This is a genomic window from Nocardia sp. NBC_01327 (assembly GCF_035958815.1).
GTDB lineage: Bacteria > Actinomycetota > Actinomycetes > Mycobacteriales > Mycobacteriaceae > Nocardia.
Genome location: NZ_CP108383.1, coordinates 4,902,062 through 4,928,984 on the forward strand (window position 1 = coordinate 4,902,062; position 26,923 = coordinate 4,928,984).

The 26,923-nt window shown below is 71.8% G+C and carries 2 protein-coding genes; both read left to right on the plus strand.

Annotated features, from left to right (window positions below):
* Complete coding sequence (locus tag OG326_RS22350) at positions 1–14,925, plus strand: type I polyketide synthase (protein ID WP_327139048.1); 14,925 nt, start codon at positions 1–3, stop codon at positions 14,923–14,925.
* Positions 14,918–26,914, plus strand: a complete 11,997-nt coding sequence (locus OG326_RS22355; protein ID WP_327139049.1) for an SDR family NAD(P)-dependent oxidoreductase — start codon at positions 14,918–14,920, stop codon at positions 26,912–26,914. The genes OG326_RS22350 and OG326_RS22355 overlap by 8 nt, the downstream gene beginning before the upstream one ends.
* Positions 26,915–26,923: the final 9 nt, after the last annotated feature.

Genomic DNA, 26,923 nt, shown 5'->3' on the forward strand with positions numbered 1-26,923 from the left:
ATGCCGAACGACGAGAAACTCCTGGAATACCTGCGGCGCGCCACCGCCGACCTGGGTGAGGTGCGACGCAGGCTGCGGGAGACGGAGGATGCCCGGCACGAGCCGATCGCGATCGTCGGGATGGGCTGCCGGTATCCGGGCGGCGCGAATTCGCCCGAACAGCTGTGGGATCTGGTCACCGCCGGCACGGACGCCATCACCGAATGGCCGCGCGACCGCGGCTGGGACGTGGACGGACTCTACGATCCGGACCCGGACAACCCCGGTACCTCCTACACCCGCAACGGCGGATTCCTGTACGACGCAGGCGAATTCGATCCGGGATTCTTCGGCATCTCACCGCGCGAGGCACTGGCCATGGACCCGCAGCAGCGGCTGCTGCTGGAGGTGGCCTGGGAAACCCTGGAACGCGCCGATATCGTGCCCGCCACCCTGCGCAACAGCGCCACCGGTGTCTTCATCGGCGCCATGGTCAACGCTTACGGCGCCGGCTGCGCCACCGTCCCGGAGGTCGAGGGCCTGCTGCACACCGGGACCACCGGCAGCGTCGTTTCCGGTCGGTTGTCGTATGTGCTCGGCTTGACCGGACCGTCCTTCACCGTCGATACGGCCTGCTCGTCCTCGCTGGTCGCACTGCACCTGGCCGTGCGTTCGCTGCGTTCGGGGGAGTGCACGATGGCGCTGGCCGGCGGTGTGACCGTCGGCGCCGAACTCGGCGCCTTCGTCTCGTTCAGCCGCCAGCGCGCCCTCGCCCCAGACGGCCGCTGCAAGGCATTCTCCGAGACCGCCGACGGCACCGCCTGGTCCGAGGGCGTGGGAGTGCTACTGCTGGAACGGCTTTCGGACGCGGTCGCCAACGGTCACCGGGTGCTGGCGGTGGTAGCCGGTTCGGCGGTCAACCAGGACGGTGCGTCGAACGGTCTGACCGCACCCAACGGTCCCGCACAGCAGCGGGTGATCCGGGCCGCACTGGCCGACGCCCGATTGTCCACGGCCGAGGTAGATGTCGTCGAGGCGCACGGGACCGGCACCAGGCTGGGCGATCCGATCGAGGCGCAGGCCCTGCTGGCCACCTACGGCCGTGCGCGGCCGCCGGACCGGCCGCTGTGGCTCGGATCGCTGAAATCGAATATCGGGCACACCTCCGCGGCCGCGGGCGTGGGCGGGATCATCAAGATGGTGCAGGCGCTGCGGCACGGCGTGCTGCCGCGCACATTGCATGCGGAAGTGCCGTCCTCGCAGGTGGATTGGTCCTCCGGTGCGGTGCGGTTGCTGTCCGAGGCCCAGGCCTGGCCGGAGGTCGGGCGGCCGCGGCGTTCGGCCGTGTCCTCGTTCGGGGTGAGCGGGACCAATGCGCATGTGGTGCTGGAACAGGCGCCTGAATCCGACGCCGGTGAACATGAAACCGAGATTCCCGCAACAACTTCGGAGGACGCACCGGCGCTGCTTCCGTTCGTGGTCTCCGCCCGCACCGAGGAGGCGCTCGCCGCCCAGGCTCGCGGCCTGTGCACGCTCGTGGAGCGGGAGGGCGACACCGGAACGCACCGCATCGCACGGGCTTTGGCCACCACGCGTACCGCGTTCGAGCATCGTGCGGTCGTGATCGCCGACAGCCGCGGCGACCTGCTGGCGGGATTGCGCGCACTCGAATCGGGTGATGATGCGCAGCGGCTGGTTCGTGGCAGTGAAACACACACCGGCCGAGTGGTTTTCATGTTTCCCGGGCAGGGCTCACAGTGGGTGGGCATGGCCCGCGACCTGTGGGAGCAGTCTCCGGTGTTCGCGGCACGGATGGCCGAGTGCGAGGCGGCGCTGGCGCCGTTCGTGGAATGGTCGCTGCGCGAACGCGTTGTCGAGGGTGATACCTGGGACCGGGTGGATGTCGTTCAGCCCGTGCTGTTCTCGGTGATGGTGTCGCTGTCCTCGCTGTGGCGGTCCTTCGGTGTGGAACCTGCCGCGGTGGTGGGCCATTCGCAGGGCGAGATCGCCGCCGCGGTGGTGGCGGGTGGACTGTCGCTGGCGGACGGTGCGAAGGTTGTCGCATTGCGGAGCCGGGCCATCGCGGTGCTGGCGGGCCGCGGCGGTATGGCCTCGGTACCGCTGCCGGTCGCGGAACTGACTGCTCGCCTTCGTGATTGGACGGACCGGATCTCGATCGCGGCCGTCAACGGGCCCGCGTCGACGGTGGTCTCCGGCGACGCCGACGCCATCGAGCGATTCGCCGCCGATCTGGTGGCCGCCGATATCCGCGCCCGGGTGATCCCGGTCGACTATGCCTCGCATTCGCCGCAGGTCGAGGAGATCCGTGCGCGGCTGCTGGCGGCCCTCGCCGATATCGCGCCGGCCCCCGCCGAGATTCCGTTCTTCTCCACCGTCGATGCCGACTGGCGTGACACCGGAACGCTCGACGCCGAGTACTGGTATCGCAACCTGCGTCAGCCCGTGCGCTTCGCCGACGCCACCCGGACCCTGCTCGAGGAGGGCTACACCTTCTTCGTCGAGCCGAGCACCCATCCCGTGCTGACGGTCGGCGTGAATCAGACCGCCGAGACCGCCGATGCCGACGCCACGGCAGTCGGTACGCTGCGCCGCGATCAGGGCGGTCTGGACACCGCGCTGCTCTCCTTCGCCGAGGCGCAGGTCCGGGGACTGTCTCCGGACTGGTCCGTTTTCTTCGCCGAGACACCCGGCAGCCCGGTGCCCCTCCCGACCTATGCGTTCCAGCGCCGCTGGTTCTGGCTGCAACGCCCGCAGGACGCCGATATGGCACCGGCGGCCGCGCACCCCGCGGAGACCGCCTTCTGGCAGACCGTCGACGACGGCAACCTCGCGGCCTTCACCGCCACCCTCGGCATGGATCCCGCCGATACGGTGGGTGCGGTACTGCCCGCCCTCGCGGCCTGGCGGCGCGGGCTCGAAGACCGTGCCACCGCCGACTCCTGGCGCTACCGCGTGGACTGGGAACCGCTCACCGACCTGCCGAGCGTCACACTCACCGGCACCTGGCTGCTCGTCTCCTCCGCGGCGACCAGCGGCGATCCGCTGACCGCCGGATGTGCGCGGGCGCTCACCGCCGCCGGCGCCACCCTCGTGCCGATCGTGCTCGACGCCTCCGCCGACGAGCGGGTGGCGCTGAGCGCGCTGCTCGCCGACGTGCTCGCCGGACTGCCGGAGCCGGCGGCCGGGGTGCTGTCCATGCTCGGTCTCGACGAATCCCCGCACCGGCGCAATCCCCAGATGACCGATGGCACCGCGTTGAGTCTGGTGCTGCTGCAAGCCCTCGGCGACAGCGGCTGCGCCGCTCCGATGTGGTGGGCCACCCGTGGCGCGGTGGCCGTCGATGCGGCCGATGTGCTCACCAGCCCGGCGCAGAGCCTGCTCTGGGGTCTCGGTCGCGTTGCGGCACTGGAACATTCGGCCCGCTGGGGTGGTCTCGTCGATCTCCCTGCCACCCTCGACGAGCAGGCCGCGCTGCGGCTGCGTCAGGTGCTCGCTCGCCCGGACGATGAGGATCAGGTCGCGATCCGGGCCGCCGGAATCCACGGCAGGCGGCTGGTCCGCGCCGAACTCGGGGACAGCGCGGCGGTGCGTCCATGGCAGCCGCGCGGCACGATTCTGATCACCGGCGGCACCGGTGGCGTCGGCAGGCATCTGGCCCGCTGGTTCGCCGATCGCGGCGCGAAACACATTGTGCTGGTGGGCCGTCGTGGCGCGGTCGGGGTGGACGGTCTGAGCGAGCTGACCGAGCAGCTGACCGGCGGTGGCACCCGGCTGACGATCGCCGGCTGCGATGTCGGGGACCGGGCGGCACTGGCCGCGCTCGTCGCCGAATTGCGGAGCGGCGGAGCAGATATCCGCACGGTGATCCACGCTGCCGGGACGGGTGTGCTGATCCCGCTCGCCGACACCGATCCCGATCACTTCGCCGAAACCCTCGACGCCAAGGTTCGCGGCGCCGAGAATCTCGACGCCGTGTTCGGCGCCGACGCGCTGGATGCCTTCGTCCTGTTCTCCTCGATCTCCGCGGTCTGGGGCAGTGATGCGCACGGCGCGTACGCTGCCGCCAACGCCTACCTCGACGGCCTCGCCGAGAACCGCCGAGCCCGGGGCCTGAGCGGCACCTCGATCGTGTGGGGTATCTGGGATCCGGCCGAGGGCGGCGGGATGGCGGCCAACCTCGCCGAGGCGCAATTGCGCGGCCGCGGCATTCCGTTCATGCCGCCCGCGGTGGCGCTCGGCGCCTTGGGCCGGGTGCTCGACAACGACGACACCGTCATTCTGGTGGCCGCCGTCGACTGGGAGCGATTCGCACCGGTGTTCACCTCGGTGCGGCCGAGCCCTCTGATCGCGAGCCTGCCGGAGGTGCGGCGCATCCTGGCCGCCGAGGATGCGCCCGGTGCGGACGACGGGGCCGGCGCGACACTGCGCCGCCGATTGCGCGAGGCCGCCCCCGCCGACCGCGACCGCCTCCTGATCGATCTGGTGCGCACCCACGCCGCCCGGGTCCTGGGCCACGACTCCGCCGCGCAGGTCGAACCCGAAAGAGCCTTCCGCGACCTGGGTTTCGACTCGCTGACCGCCGTCGAGATGCGCAACCGGCTCAATACCGCCACAGGGCTGCGCCTGCCGGTGACGGTCATCTTCGACTACTCCTCGGCCACCGCGCTCGCCCGGCGCCTGGGTGAACTGGCGCTGGGCGCCGCGACCGACACGTCCGAGCCGCTGCCGCTCGTCACCGTGGACGACCGGGACCCCATCGTGATCGTCGGCATGGCCTGCCGCTATCCGGGTGGTGTGCACGATCCGGACGACCTGTGGGACCTGCTGGTCGAGGGCCGCGACGCCGTCGCCGAACTGCCGGCCGACCGCGGCTGGGACCTGGCGGCGCTCTACGACGCCGATCCGGACCGGCCCGGCTCGACCTATGCCGTCGAGGGCGGATTCCTCAGCGACGCAGCCGAATTCGACAACGGCTTCTTCGGCATCTCGCCGCGCGAGGCGCTGGCCATGGATCCCCAGCAGCGACTGCTGCTGGAGACCTCGTGGGAGGCGCTGGAGCGCGCGGGCATCGACCCGGCCACCCTGCGCGGCAGCCGGACCGGCGTCTTCGCCGGCGCCGCCTACCAGGGGTACGGAAACCACGAGGTGCCCGCGGAAGTGGAGGGCCATCTCATCGCGGGCGTGTCCACCAGCGTGCTGTCCGGCCGCATCGCCTACAGCCTGGGACTCGAGGGTCCCGCCATGACGGTGGACACCGCCTGCTCCTCGTCACTGGTCGCGGTGCATCTGGCCGCGCAAGCCCTGCGCAGCGGAGAATGCACGCTCGCCCTGGCGAGCGGCGTCACCGTCCTCGGATCGACCTTGTCGCTCACCGGTTTCAGTCGCCAGCGCGGCCTGGCCGCCGACGGGCGCTGCAAGTCCTACGCCGCCGCCGCGGACGGCTTCGGCATTGCCGAAGGCGTCGGTGTGCTGCTGCTGGAACGACTCTCCGACGCGCGGCGCAGCGGTCATCCGGTGCTGGCCACGATCCGCGGGTCCGCGATCAACCAGGACGGCGCCAGCAACGGCCTCACCGCCCCGAGCGGGCTGGCGCAGCAGCGGGTCATCCGCGCGGCACTCGCCGGCGCCGGGCTCACTGCGGCCGATATCGACGTGGTCGAAGGACACGGCACCGGCACCAAGCTCGGCGATCCGATCGAGGCCGACGCACTGCTGGCCACCTACGGGCGCGACCGGCCCGCGGACCGGCCGCTGCGGCTGGGGTCGGTGAAATCGAATATCGGCCACACCCAGGCCGCTTCGGGCGTCGCGGGCATCATCAAGATGGTGCAGGCCCTGCGGCACGACCTGCTGCCGAAGTCGCTGTACGCCACCGAACCCACCCCGAACGTGGACTGGTCCACCGGCGCGGTCGATCTGCTGGCGGAGGCCGAGCCGTGGACGCCGAACGAACGGCCGCGCCGCGCCGGGGTCTCCTCCTTCGGACTCAGTGGCACCAATGCGCACGTCATCATCGAGCAAGCGCCCACGTTGGATCCGGAAAGCATTGCGCCGCAGCTTGATCGGCCGATGCCGGAAGCCATCGCGCCGCAACCGGGCCGCCCGGTGCTGTGGCCGCTCTCGGGTCGCACCGAGCAGGCGCTGCGGGCCCAGGCGGCCCGGCTGGCCGAGTACCTCGAGGCCCGGCCGGAGGTGTCTGCCGCGGATGTCGGGTACTCCCTGATCCACGATCGGACACTGTTCGAACATCGGGCTGTGATCGGCGGCGACAACCGCGACGCCATGCTCGCGAGCCTGACCGCACTGGCCGCAGGACGTGCCGACCGCCTGCTCGTCCAGGGCACGGCGGCCGCCGCCGGCAGGACCGTTTTCGTGTTTCCGGGTCAGGGTTCGCAGTGGGTGGGGATGGCTCGGGAGTTGTTGGCGGAGTCGGCGGTGTTCGCGGCGCGGATGGGTGAGTGTGCGGTGGCGTTGTCGCCGTTTGTGGAGTGGTCGTTGGTTGATGTGTTGCGTTCGTCGGGTTCGTTGGTGCGGGTGGATGTGGTTCAGCCGGTGTTGTTTTCGGTGATGGTGTCGTTGGCTGCGGTGTGGCGGTCCTTCGGTGTGGTGCCTGCGGCGGTGGTGGGTCATTCGCAGGGGGAGATCGCCGCCGCGGTGGTCGCGGGCGCACTGTCGCTCGCGGACGGCGCGCGCATCGTGGCCCTGCGCAGCAAGGCACTGCTGCCCCTGGTCGGCCGAGGCGGGATGCTGTTCGCGGCTGTTCCGGTGGACGCGATCACCGACTACCTGCGGCCATGGGCGGATCGGGTTTCGGTGGCCGCGGTGAACGGTCCCGGCTCGGTGACGGTATCGGGGGATCCCACCTCGCTTCAGGAGCTGAGCGAGCGGCTGGCCGACGCCGGAATCATGTCGTGGGCGCTGCCCGGCGTCGACTTCGCCGGGCACTCGCCGCAGGTGGAAGACCTGCGCGCCGAACTGGATACCGCCTTCGCCGGTGTGACGCCGCAGGCATCGGACATCGCGTTCTACTCCGCGGCCGCCGGCGCGCGACTCGAAAGCACTGCGCTGGACGCGGACTACTGGTACCGGAACCTGCGGGAGCCGGTCCTGTTCTCGGCCGCCGTCGCAGCGCTGCTGCGTGATGAGCACACGGTGTTCGTCGAGGTCAGCCCGAATCCGGTGCTGTCGGTGTGGCTGCGGCAGGCGATCGACTCGGCCGAGGTGACCGGATGCGTCACCGGCACCCTCGCCGACGGTGACGGCGGTCTGCGCCGTTTTCTGCTCTCCCTCGGCTCCCTGCACACCTGCGGCGCCGACATCGGCTGGGAGGCAGTACTTTCCGGCACCGGTGGGCGCCGCACCGAACTCCCGACCTACGCCTTCCAGCGTTCCCGGTACTGGCTGCAGGCCCCCGGCGCCGACCGCGCCCAGGCGGGAACGGCCGGCGCGGACCCGGTCGCGGCCGGATTCTGGACGGCGGTCGAAGGCGGTGACGTCGCGACCGTGGCGAGCACACTGCGGATGGCCGGCGACGAGGCGCAGGCCTCGCTGCGCGCGGTACTGCCCGCCCTCTCCTCGTGGCATCGCGACCGCCGCGACCGTTCCGTGGTGGACGCCTGGCGCTACCGGGTGATCTGGAAACCCCTGACGATCAGCGCGGAAAGACCGGTGCTGCAGGGTATCTGGTGGTTGATCGTCCCCTCCGGGGCGACGGGCGACCCGGCCGTCGCCGCCTGCGCGAGCGCCCTCGAACGACACGGCGCCACCGTCGTGGCCGTGCCGCTCGGCAATGACGACCGGGCGGCTGTTGCCGACCAGCTGCGCGAGGGCCTCCGAGCCGCCGCACCCACCGGGGTGCTGTCGCTGCTGGGACTCGCGTCCGGCGGGCACGCGTCGGCGCCGGTACTGCCGTCCGGTCTGGCCCTGAGCGTGACGCTGGTGCAGGCGCTGGGCGATGCCGGTGTCTCGGCACCGGTGTGGGCCGCGACCGTCGGTGCGGTCCGGGTGGGCCGCTCGGATCCGGCGCCCGTCGCGGACCAGGCCATGACCTGGGGATTGGGTGCTGTCGCGGGTATGGAGTACCCGCAGCGCTGGGCCGGTCTGATCGATCTGCCGGTGCGGTGGGACGAGGACCGGGTGCTCGACCGGCTGGCCCGCGTGCTCGCCGGACTCGATGGTGAGGACCAGCTCGCGCTGCGCGCCTCGGGTGTCTTCGCTCGCCGCCTGGTGCGGGCCGAGCCCGTCGCGCCGGACGCCACCTGGACCACTTCGGGGACCGCGCTGATCACCGGCGGCACCGGCGCTCTCGGTGCGCATGTCGCGCGGTGGCTGGCGCACGCCGGGGCCCGGCATATCGTGCTTGCTGGTCGGAAGGGGGCCGCTGCGCCCGGCGTGGCCGCACTGGTGGCCGAGCTGGCGGACCTGGGTGTGGCGGCGGCGGGTGTCGCGTGCGATGTCACCGACCGGAATGCCCTTGCCGCCCTGCTGGCCTCGATTCCGGCCGACCGGCCGCTGCGCACCGTGGTGCACGCGGCGGGTGTCCTGGACGACGGCGTGCTCGATGCGCTCACCCCGGAACGCGCTGCGGCCGTGCTGCGTCCCAAGGTCGAGGCGGCGGTGCACCTCGACGAACTCACCCGCGATCTGGAGCTGGACGGTTTCGTCCTCTACTCCTCGCTCGCCGCGACCCTGCCGGGCAGCGGTCAGGGCAGCTATGCGGCGGCCAACGCCTATCTGGACGCCCTCGCGGAACAGCGCCGGGCACTGGGCCTTCCAGCCACCTCGATGGCCTGGGGTCTGTGGGCGGGTAACAGCGCGGCTGCCGCGGTGGGTGATCGGCTCGTGCGCGCCGGGCTGCAATCGATGGCACCCGACCTGGCCCTGTCCGCCTTGGGCGCGGCTCTGGCGGACGGTGACACACGGCTCATCGTCTCCGGTTTCGACTGGGAGCGATTCACCCGTACTTCGGTCATGTTGCGGCCCAACACCTTACTGCGCGACCTGCCCGAGGCCGTACCGTTCCTCGGCACGAGCACCGGTGACGGCGAGGAGGGTGACTCCCTCGCGGGACGGCTCGCCGGACTGTCCGCCGCCGAGCGCGAGGAGCAACTGACCACGCTGGTCCGAGCGGAAGTCGCAGCGACACTCGGCTATTCGGAGGTGGGCGGCATCGAGCCCGGCCGGGTCTTCCGGGATCTCGGCTTCGATTCGCTGACCGCCGTCGATCTGCGCAACCGGCTGGCGGCAGCCACCGGGCTGGGGCTCTCGGTCACCCTCGTTTTCGACCATCCCACGATTACCGCTCTCGTCGCGCACATCGGCGGACTGCTGGGCGTCGGGGCCGCGGCGACCACCGGGCCGGCGACCGCGACCGCTGCGGTCCCGGTGCCGTCGATAGCTGCCGGATCCGTTGCGACGGAGGATGATCCGATCGCGATCGTGGCAATGAGCTGCCGCTTTCCCGGCGATGTCGAATCCCCCGAGGACCTGTGGCAGCTGGTCCGTGACGGCGTCGACGCCATCTCGCCGTTCCCGGTCGGCCGCGGCTGGGATCTCGAGGAGCTCTACTCCGGTGATCCGGGGCAGCTGGGCACCTCGTACACCCGGCACGGCGGATTCCTGCACCGCGCAGCCGAATTCGATCCCGCCTTCTTCGGCATCTCCCCGCGCGAGGCGCTGGCGATCGATCCGCAGCAGCGGCTGCTGCTCGAGATCGCGTGGGAGGCGTTCGAACGGGCCGGGATCGATCCGCTGTCGCTCACGGGCAGCCGCGCCGGTGTGTTCGTCGGTTCCAGCTACCACGACTACGGCGCCCGCGTGCGGCAGCCGTCCGAGGAGCTCGAAGGCTATCTGGGCCTGGGCAGTGCGGGCAGTGTCGCCTCCGGCCGCATCGCGTACACCTTCGGGATCGAGGGGCCCGCGGTGACCGTGGATACGGCGTGCTCCTCATCGCTGGTCGCCATTCACCTTGCGGCGCAGGCGTTGCGCGGCGGTGAGTGCACGCTCGCCCTGGCGGGCGGTGTGGCGGTGATGGCCACTCCCACCTCGTTCGTCGAGTTCAGCCGGCAGCGCGGGCTCGCCGAGGACGGCCGCTGCAAGCCCTTCGCCGCCGCGGCCGACGGCACGGCGTGGGCGGAGGGCGCGGGCGTCATTGTGCTGGAGCGGCTTTCGGACGCACGCCGGAACGCGCATCCGGTGCTGGCCCTGGTCCGGGGCAGCGCCGTCAACCAGGACGGCGCCAGCAACGGCCTCACCGCACCGAACGGCCCGGCCCAGCAGCGCGTCATTGCGCAGGCCCTGGCCAGTGCCGGAGTCACCGCCGCCGAGATCGACGCGGTCGAAGCGCACGGCACCGGCACCCGGCTCGGCGATCCCATCGAAGCACAGGCGTTGCTGGCCACCTACGGGCAGGATCGGCCGGCGGATCGGCCACTGCTGCTCGGCTCGCTGAAATCGAATATCGGGCACGCGCAGGCGGCCGCCGGTATCGCCGGAGTCATCAAGATGGTGCAGGCCATGGCGCACGGTGTACTGCCGGGCACACTGCACGTGGACCGGCCGACCCCGCTGGTCGACTGGTCCGCGGGCGCGGTGACCGTGCTGACCGAGAACACCGCGTGGCCCGAGACCGGCCACCCGCGCCGGGCCGCCGTATCCTCCTTCGGGGTCAGTGGCACGAACGCGCACACGATCCTGGAACACGTTCCCGCAGAACCAGAGTCGGCCCCGGTGCCGGAATGCGCGGGTGGCGGGCTGTGGCTCGTCTCCGGTCGCAGCGCTTCCGCCCTGCGGGCACAGGCGGCCCGACTGCTGGCGTATGCGGAGCACCGTCCCGCGCTCGGCGTCGAGGAGATCGGCAGGGCGCTAGCGTTGCAGCGCAGCGCCTTCGAGCACCGTGGCGCCGTCGTCGCCGGGGACCGCGAGACGGTGCTGGCGGGCTTGCGCGCGCTGGCGGACGACGGTACCGCGCCCGGTGTGCTGCGCGGGCGGTCCGGTGCGGGCAAGACGGCCTTCCTGTTCGCCGGACAGGGCAGTCAGCGACCCGGTATGGGTGCGGAGCTCTACCGCGCCCAACCGGTCTTCGCCGACGCGCTCGACGCGGTGTGCGCCGAGTTCGACACCGTCCTCGACCGGCCGTTGCGCGAGGTGATGTTCGCCCCGGCCGGTTCGCCCGAGGCCGCCCTGCTCGACACCACCGCCTTCACCCAGCCCGCGCTGTTCGCACTGGAGACCGCTCAGTTCCGGCTGCTGGAGCACTGGGGTGCGAATCCCGCACTGCTGCTCGGGCATTCGGTGGGCGAGCTGGCCGCGGCGCACGTCGCGGGCGTGCTGTCGCTGCCCGATGCAGCCCGCCTGGTCGCGGCTCGCGGACGGCTGATGCAGGCGCTGCCGGAGGCCGGCGCCATGATCGCCCTGACCGCCTCGGAGGCGGAGGCGTTGGCGCTGCTGGCGGGGTTGCAGGACCGGGTGTCGATCGCGGCGGTGAACGGCCCGGCCGCCACGGTCGTCTCCGGTGACGCCGACGCCACGCTCGATATCGCCGCGCGCTGGCAGTCGGCGGGGGGTAAGGCGCGGCGGCTCACGGTCAGCCACGCCTTCCATTCCCCGCACATGGACGCGATGCTCGACGAGTTCCGGCGGATCGCCGAAACCGTCGACTACCAGGCGCCGCTGATCCCGGTCGTCTCGAATCTGACCGGGCGGGTCGCGAGTGCCGAACAGATCGGCACCGCCGACTACTGGGTCGCGCACGTACGGGCGGCCGTTCGCTTCCACGACGGCATGGCGTGCCTGCACGCACAGGGCGCCACCCGATTCCTGGAACTGGGCCCCGACCAGTCACTGACCACCATGGGCCGCGACAGCCTCGCCGAGCACGGTGTCGATCCGGACGCCCTGATCTCGCTGCTACGCCGCGATCGTGCCGAGACCACCTCGGCGACAACGGCGCTGGCGCAGCTGCACACTCGCGGCCTGGCGATCGATTGGGCGCGGTTCTTCGGCGGCCCGGCCGGCGCGCACGTGGACCTGCCCACCTACGCCTTCCAGCGCGAGCGCTACTGGCTGGAGGCCGACGCGGGCACCGGTGATGTCGGGTCGGCGGGCCTGCGCCCCGCCGGGCATCCGCTGCTGGGCGGACTGGTCGAACTTCCGGACACCGGCGGATTCCTGTGCACCACCAGGCTTTCCCTCCGCAGTCACCCGTGGCTAGCGGACCACGCCATTCTGGGCGCGGCCCTGTTCCCGGCGACGGCCTTCCTCGAACTGGCCATCCGCGCCGGCGACGAAGCCGGCTGCAGCGAGGTCGACGAGCTGCTGCTGGAGGCGCCCCTGGTGATCGCGCCGGACAGTGCTGTGCTGCTGCAGGTTTCGGTGGGCGCATCCGATGCGGACGGCAGCCGGTCGATCGCCGTCTACTCGCGACCGGAGACGGCGTCTCCCGGACAGTCGTGGACCCGGCACGCCAGCGGCCTGCTCACCGATACCGAACCGAACGAGCCTGCCGCCGTGGATGAGTGGCCGCCCCGAGGCGCCGAACCGATCGACGTGACGGACCTCTACGCGCACTTCGAACAGGGCGGCTTCGCCTACGGACCCGCCTTCCAGGGTCTGCGGGCCGCCTGGCGGCTGGGCGACGAGGTGTACGCCGAAGCGAGCCTGCCGCAACAGCATCGCGGCGACGCGGCCGGATTCGGCCTGCACCCCGCCCTGCTCGACAGCTCCCTGCACGCGCTGACCTTCGGGATCCTCGCGGGTTCGACCCAGAGCTGGCTGCCGTTCTCCTGGAACGGCGTTCGCCTGCACGCCTCGGGCGCGTCCGCCCTGCGAATCCGAGTGCGACCGGCGGGCCGCGACGCCGTGGAGGTGCTGGCCATGGACGCCGCGGGCGATCCTGTCGCCACGATGCGCTCCCTGGTACTGCGGCCGGTGTCCGCCGATCAGGTCGGCGCCGCCCGCCCGGCCGCCGGACACGAGGAGCTGTTCCGGGTCGAATGGCCCGCCGTGCCGGTGAAAATGCCGGGGGCCGTGGGCAACTGGGTGGTCCTCGGCGACGAGGTGACGCAGTGGGCCGCGGCGGGCGCCACCCGCGCGGTGGCTGACCTCGCCGAGTTCACGGCGGGCGACCTGCCCGCTGTCGTGCTGGCCCCGATCCCGCACGGCCTCGAGGAGCAGGCGGACGGTGCGCCGGTGCCGCCGCTCGCGTCGGGATCGGCGCCGCGCCAGGAGGTCTCGGCGGTGCGGTTCGCCACCGAGTACGCGCTCGCACTGGTCCAGGGTTGGCTCGCGCAGGAGCGGTTTCGGGGCGTCACGCTGCTGATGGTGACGCGCGGCGGGGTGGCTGTGCGGCCGGATGCCGATGTGCCGGACCTGGCGCACGCCGCGGTCTGGGGGCTGGTGCGTACCGCGCAGACCGAGCATCCCGGCCAATTCGTGATCGCGGATCTGGATGGTGACGTCGCCTCGGTGGCGGCGTTGCCGGTCGCGATCGCATCCGGCGAGCCGCAGGTGGCCGTGCGTTCGGGTGTGGCGTATCAGGCTCGACTGGGCCGGGTTCCGCGAGCCGAGGAACCCGAGACGCCGGTGTGGGAGCGGGGCGGCACCGTCCTGATCACCGGCGGCACCGGGGCGATCGGGCGGCATATCGCGCGCCACCTCGTGTCCGAGCACGGCGTGCGGCGGCTGGTACTGACCGGCCGGCGTGGACTCGCCGCGGACGGCGCCGGGGCACTGCGGGACGAATTGATCGCCCTCGGTGCCGATATCGATATCTTCGCCTGCGATGTCGCCGACCGGGATCGAGTCGCGGCGCTTCTCGCGGGGATTCCGGCGGCGCATCCACTCACCGCGGTGGTGCATGCGGCGGGTGTGCTCGACGACGGCGTGATCGGTGCGATGACACCGCAGCGGTTACGAGAAGCCATGCGGCCCAAGGTCGATGCCGCCCTGCATCTGCACGAGCTGACCGCCGGGTCGCAATTGTCGGCGTTCGTGATGTTCTCCTCCATCGCCGGTGTCTTCGGCGGGATGGGCCAGGCCAACTACGCCGCGGCCAATGCCTTCCTCGACGCATTGGCGCATCGGCGGCGGGCGTGCGGCCTGCCCGCGGCCGCCCTCGACTGGGGACTGTGGACCACCGAGGGCGGTATGAGCGGTTCGCTCGACGAAGCGGATCTGCGCCGCATCGCCCGCGGCGGCATCCTGGCCTTCACCCCCGAGGACGGCGTCCGCCTGTTCGATCTGGCGGTCGCCGCCGACGAACCGGCCGCACTGCCACTGCGCCTGGACCTGGAGGCGACCGCGGCCGCCGGCTACCCGCCCATGCTGCGCGGCCTGATACGCCCGCGGTCGCGGCGAGTGGCGGGCGCCGCCGCCACCGAGTCCATCGCGCACCGGCTGCGCGGCCGGAATACAGCCGAGCGCGAACGCATTCTGCTGGATCTGGTCCGGCTGCAGGCGGCCACGGTGCTCGGCTTCGGCGATCCGGAAGCGGTCGACGACGATCGCGGGCTGCTGGAAATCGGGTTCGACTCGCTCACCGCGGTGGAACTGCGCAACCGGCTCAACGCGGCGACCGGCCTGCGCCTGCCAGCCACGCTGCTGTTCGACTACCCGACCTCGGCGGGTATCGCAAAACACCTTGCCGCCGAACTGACGCCAGAGGACGCCGAACCAGTGTCCGGCGGCCTGGCCGAGCTCGAACAACTGGAGCAGGCGTTCGGCGACAGCCCGGCCGATCCGCAGCTGCTGGACCGATTGCAGATCCTGCTGAACACCCTGCGCGCCAACGCCGATCCCGGGCTCGGGGACCGCATGGACCGCGCGACCGACGACGAACTCTTCGACTTCATCGACAACGAACTCGGAATGGGGGAGAGCGCGCAACTCCCGTCCTCGATCTACGAAGGTGACGATATCCGTGACTGATGACAAGCTGCGCGAGTACCTCAAGCGGGTGGCCGCAGACCTGCACCACACCCGGAACCGCCTCACCGAGGCCGAGGCCAGGGGCCGCGAACCCATTGCCGTCATCGGCATGAGCTGCCGGTATCCGGGCGGTGTCGACACGCCCGAAAAGCTGTGGGAGATGGTCGAATCCGGTACGGACGCCATCGCCGGATTCCCGGACGACCGCGGCTGGGACCTGGCGTCCCTGTACGACCCGACCCGGCAGCGGCCGGGCAGCACCTATTCCGCCGAGGGCGGCTTCCTCGACGAGGTCGCCGATTTCGAACCGGAATTCTTCAACATCTCCCCACGCGAGGCGCTCGCCATGGATCCGCAGCAGCGACTGCTGCTGGAGACCACCTGGGAGGCGTTCGAGCGGGCCGGGATCGACCCGAACACGCTGCGCGGCAGTGATACCGGAGTCTTCGCGGGCGTGATGTATCAGGATTACGCGCTGCGCCTGCACCGGGTGCCCGACGATGTGCAGGGCTACCTCGGCAACGGTCAGTCCGGCAGCGTCGCCTCCGGTCGGATCTCCTACACCTTCGGTCTAGAGGGCCCGGCGATCACGGTCGACACCGCCTGCTCGTCCTCGCTGATCGCCATCCACCTGGCGGCGCACGCATTGCGCCGCCGCGAATGCGGGCTGGCCCTGGCCGGCGGCGCCATGGTGATGTCGACGCCCGTGCCCTTCACGGAGATGAGCCGGCAGGGCGGCCTCGCCGGTGACGGGCGCTGCAAATCCTTCGCCGACGAGGCCGACGGCACCGGCTGGGGCGAAGGCGTGGGAATGCTACTGCTGGAACGCCTTTCGGACGCCCGCCGCAACGGGCACCCGATCCTCGCGGTGGTCCGCGGCAGCGCCGTCAACCAGGACGGCGCCAGCAGCCGGCTCACCGCCCCCAACGGGCCTGCCCAGCAGCGCGTCATCCGCCGCGCGCTGGCCGACGCGCAGCTGCGCCCGGACGCGGTGGACGTCGTGGAGGCGCACGGTACCGGCACCGCGCTCGGCGACCCCATCGAGGCGCAGGCGCTGCTGGCCACCTACGGGAAGAACCGCGACGGCAACCGGCCCCTGCTGCTCGGGTCGCTGAAATCCAATATCGGCCACACCCAGGCCGCCGCCGGCGTCGGCGGCGTCATCAAGATGGTCATGGCCATGCGCCACGGCACCGTGCCGCCCACCCTGCACGCCGCCCGCCCCACCACCCAGGTGGACTGGTCCGCGGGCACCGTCCGGCTCGTCACCGAACCGACGCCGTGGCCGGAGACCGACCATCCGCGGCGAGCCGCCGTGTCCTCCTTCGGAATCAGCGGCACCAACGGGCACATTATCCTCGAACAGGCCGAGGCGGAGCCGAGTGAAGGCGCGGTGGCTGAGCCGAATGCCGCGGGGCGGGCCGAATCGATTGCCGCGGAGTCGAAGTCGAACGAGGGCCCGTGGACGGCCACCGCTGCCGCCCTGCCGTGGCTGCTCTCCGCGCGTGACCGCGCGGGTCTGCGTGCTCAGGCCGAGCGGCTGCGCGCCCATCTCGCCGGGCACCCGGACCTCGACCTCGACGGGACCGGCCGGGCTCTGGCGGGCCGTACCGTCTTCGATCATCGGGCCGTGCTGTCGGCCCGGGACCGGGCGGGCCTGGTGGACGACCTGACGGCGCTGGTGGACGGGCTGCCGTCACCCACCGTGGTGCGTGGCGGTGAAATCCGCACCGGCCGAGTGGTGTTCGTTTTCCCGGGGCAGGGTTCGCAGTGGACCGGGATGGCTCGGGAACTGCTGGACGAGTCGCCGGTGTTCGCGGCGCGGATGGCCGAGTGCGCGGCGGCTCTGGCGCCGTTCGTGGAGTGGTCACTGCTGGGGCTCGTTCGCTCGGGAGCGGTGTGGGACCGGGTGGATGTCGTTCAGCCGGTGCTGTTTTCGGTGATGGTGTCGCTGGCCGCCGTATGGCGGTCACTCGGGGTGGAACCCGCTGCGGTGGTAGGGCATTCGCAGGGGGAGATCGCCGCCGCGGTGGTGGCGGGCGGGTTGTCACTGGAGGACGGCGCGCAGGTGGTGGCCTTGCGCAGCCGTGCGCTGCGTGCGATCGCGGGCGCGGGTGCGATGGCCTCGGTGCACCTTCCGGCCGACCGAGTCCGAACGGAACTGGCGCCGTGGGGTGATCGGCTCTCGATAGCCGCCGTCAACGGGCCCGCCGCAGTAGTGATCTCCGGTGAGCTCGCGGCGGTCGACGAATTTCTCGCCCACGCGCAGGCCCGGGACCTGCGGGCCCGGCGCATCGACGTCGACTACGCCTCGCACAGTGGCCATATCGAGCAGATCCGCGACGAACTGCTGACCTTGCTGGCCGGGATCACCCCGGGTGCGGCGCAGGTTCCCTTCTACTCCACGGTGACCGGCTCGACGCTCGATACGCGCACCCTCGACGCCGGTTACTGGTATCGCAATCTGCGGCAGATCGTCGAGTTGCGCGACGCCGTCACCACCGCACTGGACGCGGGGCTGCGCGCCTTCGTCGAGGTGAGCCCGCATCCGGTGCTCACGGTCGCGATCGAGGAAACCGTCAGCGCCGCAGGGCATGACGCTCAGGTCGCCGGCACCCTGCGCCGCGACGACGGTGGGCTCGCCCGGTTCCACGCCTCGGCAGGTGAACTCTGGACCGCGGGCATCCCCGTACAGTGGCGGCCCGTCTACGCCCATCTACCCGCCGCGCCCGCGGACCTGCCCACCTACCCGTTCCAGCGGCAGCGGTACTGGCTGGAGGACACCGGCCCGGCGACCGGTGACGTGACCGCGGCAGGCCTCGCCGCAGCCGGGCATCCACTGCTCGGCGCGGTCGTCACCCTCGCCGACGGCGACGCCCTCGTACTGACCGGCCGCCTGTCCACACGAACCCACCCGTGGCTCGCCGAACACTCGGTGCTCGGCGCGGCGCTACTACCGGGCACCGCCTTCCTCGAACTCGCCGCCCGCGCCGCCGAGCAGGCAGGCCTGCGCCGGGTGCAGGAGCTCACCCTGGAAGCGCCACTCGTCCTGTCCGCGAACCCCGTCGACGTGCAGGTGACCGCCGGCGCACCCGAGGCCGGCGGTCTGCGCGCGATCAGCGTCTACGCCCGCCCCGCCGACGCTGCACCCGAGGACCCCTGGAACCGGCATGCAAGTGGCTCACTGTCCGACGAACTCCCGCCGCCGGCCGCCCGGTCCGCCGCGCCGCCCACTGCTCCCTGGCCGCCGCCCGGTGCGACGGCGATCGACCTGACCGGCCTCTACGAGCGTTTCGCCGCAGGCCGATTCCGCTACGGGCCCGTGTTCCAAGGGCTGCGCGCCGCCTGGCGCCTGGGCGAGGACATCTACGCCGAGGCCGTGCTGCCGCCCGAAACACACGCCGAGGCAGCGCTTTTCGGCCTGCACCCGGCCCTGCTCGATGCCGTGCTGCACGTCACCGGCCTGTCCGGAGACGAGACGGGCCGGATGCCGTTCGCCTGGACCGGGTCCGCCTTGCACGCCCACGGCGCCACCGCGCTGCGGGCCAAGGTCGCGCCAGCGGGGGAGAACGCCGTCTCACTGCAGGCGTGGGATGCCGCCGGGCAACCGGTGATCTCCATCGACGCCCTGCTGCTGCGCCCCGTGTCCGAGTCGCCGCAGCAGGCCGTCCGCCACGAATCGCTCTTCCGCCTGGACTGGACTCCCGCGCGTTTCACCGGACGTCCCACCGTCATGACCGAGTCGAGCGTGCCGGCCGGCCGCGCCGAACGCAGCGTGCCGCCCGCCGCCGAGCCGATCGTGCTCGGCACCGACCGCTACCCGGACCTCGCCGCTTTACGTGCCGCTGTCATCGCCGGCGACGCCGCGCCCGGGCTGGTCGTCGCGCCGATGTTCGTCACTGCGGTCGCGGATCCGATTGCCACGACTGCGGATCCGGTTGCCGAGGGCATGGAATCCGTTGCCGTGTGCGCGGATTCGGGTGTCTCCGCCGCTGTCGGTGCCGACCCGGTCGATACCTCCGACGCCTACGCGGCTGCCACCCACCGTGCCGTGCACGCCGCCGCGGCGCTCGTGCAGGACTGGATCGCCGAGGAGCGGTTCGAGGATGCGCGCCTGATCGTGGTCACCCGAGGGGCGGTCGCGGCGGCTGCGGGCGAGGACATCGCCGATCTGCCAGGGGCCGCGATCTGGGGGCTGCTGCGCACGGCGCAGTCGGAGCATCCGGGGCGGTTCGTCCTGGCCGATGTGGATGATCCGGGTGAAATCCCTTCCCTGACAGCGATTATCGCAACTGTCGAGGAGGATCAGCTGGCGGTGCGGGGCGGGGAGGTCCGCATACCCCGGCTGGTGCGGGCCACCATTGCCGAGCGCCTCGAGCCCTTCGCCGATCCGGACGGCACGGTTCTGATCACCGGTGGCACCGGTCTGATCGGTTCGCGGATCGCCCGGCACCTGGCCGCCGCCGGCGCGCGCCGCCTGGTGCTGGCAGGCCGCGGTGGTCCCGCCGCGGCCGGTGCGGCCGAACTCGTCGAGGAGCTCGCTGGTCTCGGCGTCCAGTGCGTGGCCATCGCCTGCGATGTCGCCGACGGCGCGGCACTGCGGCAGCTGCTCGACGACATCCCCGCCGCACACCCGCTCACGGCGGTGGTGCACGCCGCGGGCGTCCTCGACGACGGTGTGATCGCGGCGCTCACCCCCGACCGCATCGACGCGGTGCTGCGGCCCAAGGTGGACGCCGCCCTGCATCTGCACCGTCTCACGGCCGGTGAGAATCTGCGCGCATTCGTGCTCTTCTCTTCTGCCGCAGGCGTTTTCGGTGGTCCGGGGCAGGGCAACTACGCGGCCGCGAATGCGTTCCTGGACGCGCTGGCCCAGCATCGCCGGGCCAACGGTCTGGCCGGGCAGTCGATCTCGTGGTCGCTGTGGGAACAGCGCAGTGCGATGACCGGTCATCTCGGGGAGGCCGACGCCCGCCGGATCGCCCGGTCCGGCATGCCTGCGCTGACCGATCGGCAGGGACTCGAACTCTTCGACGCCGCCACCGCGTCGGAAGAACCGCACCTGGTCGCGATGCCGCTCGACCTCGCGACACTGCGGGCCCGCGTCGCCACGGAACCGATACCCAGGCTCCTGCACGGCCTCGTCCGTCCGGCCGCGCGCCGGGCTGCGGTGACGCCGCTCGGTGGTGACGATGCCGCCGGCCCGTCGCAACGCCTGACCGCTCTGCCCGCGGCCGAGCGCCGCCGGGAACTGCGGGAATTGGTCCGCGCCCAGGTCGCCGCGGTGCTCGGGCATGCCGCCGCGGAGGCCGTGGAACCGGGCCGGGCGTTCCGGGATCTCGGCTTCGATTCGCTGGCGGCGGTGGATCTGCGCAACCGGCTCAACCTCGCCACCGGACTGCGCCTACCCGCCACCCTGGTCTTCGACCATCCCAACCCGGCCGCCCTCGCCGACCACCTCGACACCCGGCTGGCCGGTGCGACCGCACCGGTACCGGTGGCGCCCGCCGCGCACGGCGATGCCGTCGACGAGCCGATCGCGATCGTCGCCATGGGCTGCCGGTTCCCCGGCGGCGCGAACTCGCCGGAGGCGCTGTGGGACCTGGTCGCCTCCGCCACCGACGCGGTCTCCGATTTCCCCGCCGACCGCGGCTGGGACCTCCCCAACCTCTACGATCCGGACACCGAGACCGAACGGCACGGCACCTCGTACGTGAAGGAAGGCGGATTCCTCTACGACGCAGCCGAATTCGACGCCGGATTCTTCGGGATCTCACCGCGTGAGGCGCTCGCGATGGATCCGCAGCAGCGGCTGCTGCTGGAGACCTCCTGGGAGGTGCTCGAACGCGCCGGCATCGATCCGGCGACCCTGCAGGCCAGCCGGACCGGCGTGTTCACCGGCGTCATGCATCACGACTACGCCGTCCGGCTGATCGGGAACGTGCCGGAGGAAGTGGAGGGGTTCCTCGGCTCCGGCAACTCCGCGAGCGTCGCCTCCGGCCGCGTGTCCTACGTCCTCGGGCTCGAGGGTCCGGCGGTCACCGTGGACACCGCCTGCTCGTCGTCGCTGGTCTCGCTGCACCTGGCGGTGCGGTCCCTGCGGACGGGGGAGTGCGATATGGCGCTGGCGGGCGGTGTCACGGTGATGAACAGCCCCGAACTGTTCGTGGTGTTCAGCCGCCAGCGCGGGCTCGCCCCCGACGGCCGCTGCAAGGCGTTCGCCGATGCGGCGGACGGCACCGGATTCGGTGAAGGGGTGGGCGTGATACTGCTGGAACGCCTTTCGGACGCGCTGGCCAACGGTCGCCGGATACTGGCTGTGGTGCGCGGCACGGCCGTCAACCAGGACGGCGCCTCCAACGGCCTGACCGCCCCGAACGGTCCGGCACAGCAGCGAGTGATCCGGGCGGCGCTCGCCGACGCCCGGCTGAGCGCCGCGGACGTGGACGCGGTCGAAGGCCACGGGACGGGCACCCGGCTCGGCGATCCGATCGAGGCGCAGGCCCTGCTGGCGACCTACGGCCAGGATCGCGCCGAGCGTGCACCGCTGTGGCTGGGATCGCTGAAATCCAATATCGGGCACACCTCCGCGGCGGCCGGTGTCGGTGGCGTCATCAAGATGGTGCAGGCGCTGCGGCACGGCATCCTGCCCGCGACCTTGCACGTGGATCAGCCTTCCTCGCAGGTGGATTGGTCCTCCGGCGCGGTGCGGCTGCTCGCGGAGTCGCAGGCGTGGCCGCAGACGGGACGCCCGCGCCGCGGCGCCGTCTCGGCCTTCGGGGTGAGCGGGACGAATGCGCACGTGGTGCTCGAACAGGCGCCCGAACCCGCGGACTCGCCTCGGGCGCCGGACGCACATTCCGCACCGGGCCCGGTGCCGCCCGGCGAGCGCCCGGTCGCCTGGGTGCTGTCCGCGCGGTCCGTGAGGGCACTGCGAGCGCAAGCCGAACAGCTGCTCCGGCACCTCGACGCGCGGCCCGAATTGCCTTGCGCCGATATAGGTTTGTCCCTCGCTGTCACCCGGAGCCGGCATCCGCACCGTGCGGTGCTGGCCGGTGACCGTGCGCGGCTGATGACCGGACTGCGGGCACTCGCGCAGGACACCCCCGCCGGCGGGGGTGCGCAGGGCACCGCCGGGGCCGTGGGCCGCACGGTGTTCGTCTTTCCCGGCCAGGGCGCGCAATGGGCGGGTATGGCGCTCGAATTACTCGGCACGAGTGCGGTTTTCGCGGAATCGATGGCAGCGTGCGAACGCGCCCTCGCCCGGTACGTCGACCGCGCGCTGGTGGACATCCTCGGTGACCCGGCCGCGCTGGAACAGGTGGATCTGGTGCAGCCCGCGCTGTTCGCCGTGATGGTCTCGCTCGCGGCGACCTGGCGTGGGTACGGCGTCGAACCGGATGCCGTGCTCGGACATTCGCAGGGCGAGATCGCCGCAGCCGTGGTGGCGGGCGCACTATCACTCGAGGAGGGTGCGAAGGTCGTCGCATTGCGTAGCGGGCTGCTGCGCGCGATCGCCGGTAAGGGGGCGATGGCCTCGCTGTCGCTTCCCGTCGCGGAAGTCCGAATCCTCTTGGAGTCCAACGGTGGTGGACTCGCCATCGCCGCAGTCAACGGCCCTGCCGCCACGGTGGTGGCCGGGGATCCGGCCGCAGTCGACGCACTGCTGGCCGCCTGCGAACGCGACGGGGTGCGGGCTCGCCGCATCGAGGTCGACTACGCCTCGCACTCCGCGCACGTGGATGCGATCCGGGACGAGTTGATCGCGGCACTGGAGGGGCTCCGGCCCGGAACCTGCCGGATGCCCATGTATTCCACGCTCGACGCGACCTGGCTGGCGGGCCCCGAACTGTCCGCCGAATACTGGTTCCGCAATCTGCGCGGCACCGTCGGCTTCGAACCGGCGGTGCGCGCGCTCGCGGACACCGGGCACACCACCTTCCTCGAGATCAGCCCGCATCCGGTACTCACGGCCGGGATCGGCGAGACGCTGGCGGACTCCGCACCCTCGGCCGTCGTCACGGGCACACTGCGCCGCGGCGAAGGCGGCCTCGAACGGCTGCTGCTCTCGCTCGGCGAGGCGCATGCGGGCGGCGTCGATCTCGACTGGAATGCCCTGTATCCCGGGGCTCACCAGGTGGAGCTGCCGACCTATCCGTTCGAGCGCACCCGGTACTGGCTCGATGCCGCCACCGGCCCGGCTGATGTCGCCGCCGCGGGGCTCGCCGCCACCGGTCATCCGCTCCTCGGCGCCGCCGTGGACCTGGCCGACTCCGACGAACAACTGTTCACCGGGCTGCTGTCCCGCACGACCACGCCCTGGTTGGCCGAGCATGCAGTATCGGGCATCACCCTGCTGCCCGGCACCGCCTTCCTCGAGCTCGCGCTCCGCGCCGCCGACGAGGTGGGCTGCGGCCTGATCGACGAGCTCACCCTGCAGACCCCGCTCACCGTGCCCGAGCGCGGCGCGCTGCGCCTGCAGGTACGAGTCGGTCCGGCCGCAGCCGGCGGATATCGCACCCTGAGCGTGCACGGCCGACCCGATCAGGACACCGTCACCACAGACCGGGACACCGCGGCGGAATGGACGGCCTACGCCACCGGCACGCTCGCCCCGCGCGGCGAGGATCGCGAGGACAGTGTCGTGGCCTGGCCGCCCGCCGATGCGGAACCGCTCGACACCTCCGAGCTCTACGACCGGTTCACCACGGCCGGATATCACTACGGGCCGATCTTCCGTGGTGTGCGAGCGGCCTGGCGTCACCACGGCGAGATCTTCGCCGAGATCGCCCTGCCTCAGCAGCGCGACGGCGATGGTTATCTCCTGCACCCGGCGCTGCTGGACGCGGCCCTGCAAGCCTCCGCGCTGCTGCCCGGCCGCGATGACGTTGCGCGGCTGCCGTTCTCGTGGACCGGTGTGACCGCGTACGCCACCGGAGCGTCCGCACTCCGCGTCCGCATCAGCGCCCGTGATGCCGAGGACGTGTCACTGGAAGCCCGCGACGTCACCGGCCGCCTCGTCCTGACCGTCGATTCCCTTGCGCTGCGCCCGTTGCCCGCCGGCGGTCTGCGCCCGGACGCGGCGGGGGTGCTGCACGTGGAGTGGACGCCCTTGTCCAGGTCCGGTGAAACCGCGCTCACGCCAGGCGAATCCGTACCCGGGGACGGCGATTCGGCGGGCGCGGGTCGCTGTGCGGTACTCGGCGGCGGCCTGCACGCCAGGCTGTCCACCGCGACGGCCTGGCCGGACCTCGCGGCGTTGAGCGCGACAGCGGAGCCGATCCCTGCCTTCGTGCTCGCGAGCGTTTCGGGCGGCATCGAGGACGAGCCGCGCATTGTGTGGCAGGCCGGCACCGTTCGCGCGCTCGAGCTGGTTCAGGGCTGGCTGGCCGACGAGCGTTTCGCGGAGTCGGGCCTGGTGGTCATCACCCACGGCGCGGTTCGGACCGGGCCGGGGGACCGCGCGGCGAACTGGGCGGAGGCCGGTGTGTGGGGGCTGCTGCGTACCGCACAGATCGAACATCCCGGACGATTTCTGCTCGCGGACGTCGATACCCACCCCGCATCGCTTAATGCGCTGGTGACAGCACTTTTCACCACGGGTGCGGCCGAGGGGCAGTACGCGGTCCGTGGCGGGCGGGTGTTCGTGCCGCGCCTGAGCGCCGATACCCGCGACGTGCTCACCCCGCCGGACGAACCGGCCTGGCGGCTGGGGCTCGGTCACGACGCCACGATCGACGGGCTGGCGCTGCTGCCCGCGCCCGCGGCGCTGCTCCCGCTGCGGGCGGGTCAGGTGCGCATTGCCGTGCGCGCCGCCGGCCTCAACTTCCACGATGTCGTGGTCGCCCTGGGTCTGGACCCCGACCAGCCGACCATCGGCAGCGAAGGTGCGGGCACGGTCCTGGAAGCCGGTCCCGGCGTGACCGACCTGATGCTCGGCGACCGGGTGATGGGTGTTTTCGGCGGGGCGTTCGGCCCGGTCGTCGTCGCCGATCGCGCGACCGTCGCCCGGATTCCCAGCGGCTGGTCGTTCGCGCAGGCGGCGTCCGCACCGATCGCCTTCCTCACCGCCTACTACGGACTGTTCGATCTCGCCGGTCTCCGCCGCGGACAGTCCGTGCTGGTGCACGCGGCCACCGGCGGTGTCGGGATGGCCGCGGTGCAGCTCGCCCGGCATGCCGGAGCCGAGGTCTTCGGCACGGCCGGGCCTGGTAAATGGGATGTGCTGCGCGCCAACGGGTTCGATGACGCGCACCTGGCTTCCACGCGGACACTCGAATTCGCGCAGCATTTCCGGGAGGTCACCGAAGGTCGCGGTATGGATGTCGTACTCGACTGCTTGGCAAGGGAATTCGTCGACGCCTCACTCGGCCTGCTGCCCCGCGGTGGCGCCTTCGTCGAGATGGGCAAGACCGACGTGCGCGACGCCGGCGAGGTCGCGAGCCGATATCCGGGCGTGCGATACCAGGCCTTCGACCTGGTACAGGCGGGCCCGCAGCGCATCGGCGAGCTGCTCACCGAGGTACTGGCACTCTTCGAGCAGGGCGGGCTCAGCCCCCTGCCGATCACCTGCTGGGACGTCCGGCAGGCTCCGGCGGCGTTCCGTCACCTGAGCAAGGCCCGGCACATCGGCAAGAACGTACTGCTGGTGCCCGCCCCGATCGACCCGGCGGGCACCGTGCTGATCACCGGCGGGACCGGCGCTCTCGGCCAGCTCGTGGCCCGGCACCTGGCGGCCGAATACGGTGTGCGGCACCAGATCCTGATCAGCCGCCGCGGCGCCGAGGCGCCGGGCGCGGCCGAGCTCGCCGCTGAGCTCGCCGAACTCGGTACGGAGGCAACGGTTCTCGCCTGCGATATCACCGATCGCCATGTCCTCGCGTCCGTACTGGACGCCATCGCGGCGGACCATCCGCTCACCGCGGTCGTCCATGCCGCGGGCGTCCTCGACGACGGCGTCCTCGGCACGCTCACCCCGGCCCGAGTGGAACGGGTGTGGCGCCCGAAGGTGGATGCCGCGTTCGCCCTGCACGAACTGACCCGTGATCGCGACCTGGCCGCCTTCGTCCTGTTCTCCTCGGGGGCAGCGCTGCTCGGCGGCGCCGGGCAGGCGAACTACGCCGCCGCCAATGCCGCCCTCGACGCCCTGGCGGCCGAACGGCGCGCGCAGGGCTTGGCCGGTGTCTCGATCGGCTGGGGCCTGTGGGAGGAGCGCAGCGAGATGACGGCCGGCGCCGACGAGCACCGTATGTCCCGTTCGGGCATCGGCGCGCTGAACTCGGCCGAGGGGCTCGCACTGTTCGACGCGGCCTGTCGCTCGGTGCATCCGTATGTCTTCGCCGCTCGGCTCGTTCGTTTCCGGCCGGCCGCCGGAACCGTGGTGCCACCCGTGCTCAGTGGCCTGGTCCGGGCGCCCCGGCCGGCCCTGCGCCGGGCCGGAGACGCGGCCGCGACCGCGGCGGCGGGGCTGGCCGATCGGCTGGCCGGGCTCGCCCCGGCCGAGGCGCACCGGATCCTGCTCGAGGTCGTGCGCGCCAATGCCGCGGCTGTGCTGGCCCATGCGTCGGCCGCGGAGATCCACCCGGTGCGCCCGTTCAAGGACCTCGGCTTCGACTCGCTGACCGGCGTGGAACTGCGCAATCGGCTGGCGAACGCGGTCGGGGTGCGGCTGCCGGCGGCCCTTGTCTTCGACCATCCCACTCCCGAAGCCCTGACCCGGTTCCTGCTCGGCAAGGTCACCGCCGCGGCCCCGCCACCCGTCCCGCCACTGCTCACCGAGCTGAGCCGGCTCGAGGCGCAGATCGACGCCCTGCTCCCGCAGCACGAGGCGGACCTGTCCGCCGAACTGGCCACGAGATTGCGCCGGGCCCTGGCGCGCGTCGAGGCCTTCGGTACGGAATCCATTGGGGCACAGCCGGAACAGGCTATCGAGTCCGCCAGCAATGACGAGCTGTTCGACCTCATCGACAAGGAATTGGGCATCTCGTGAAGCCCGTGA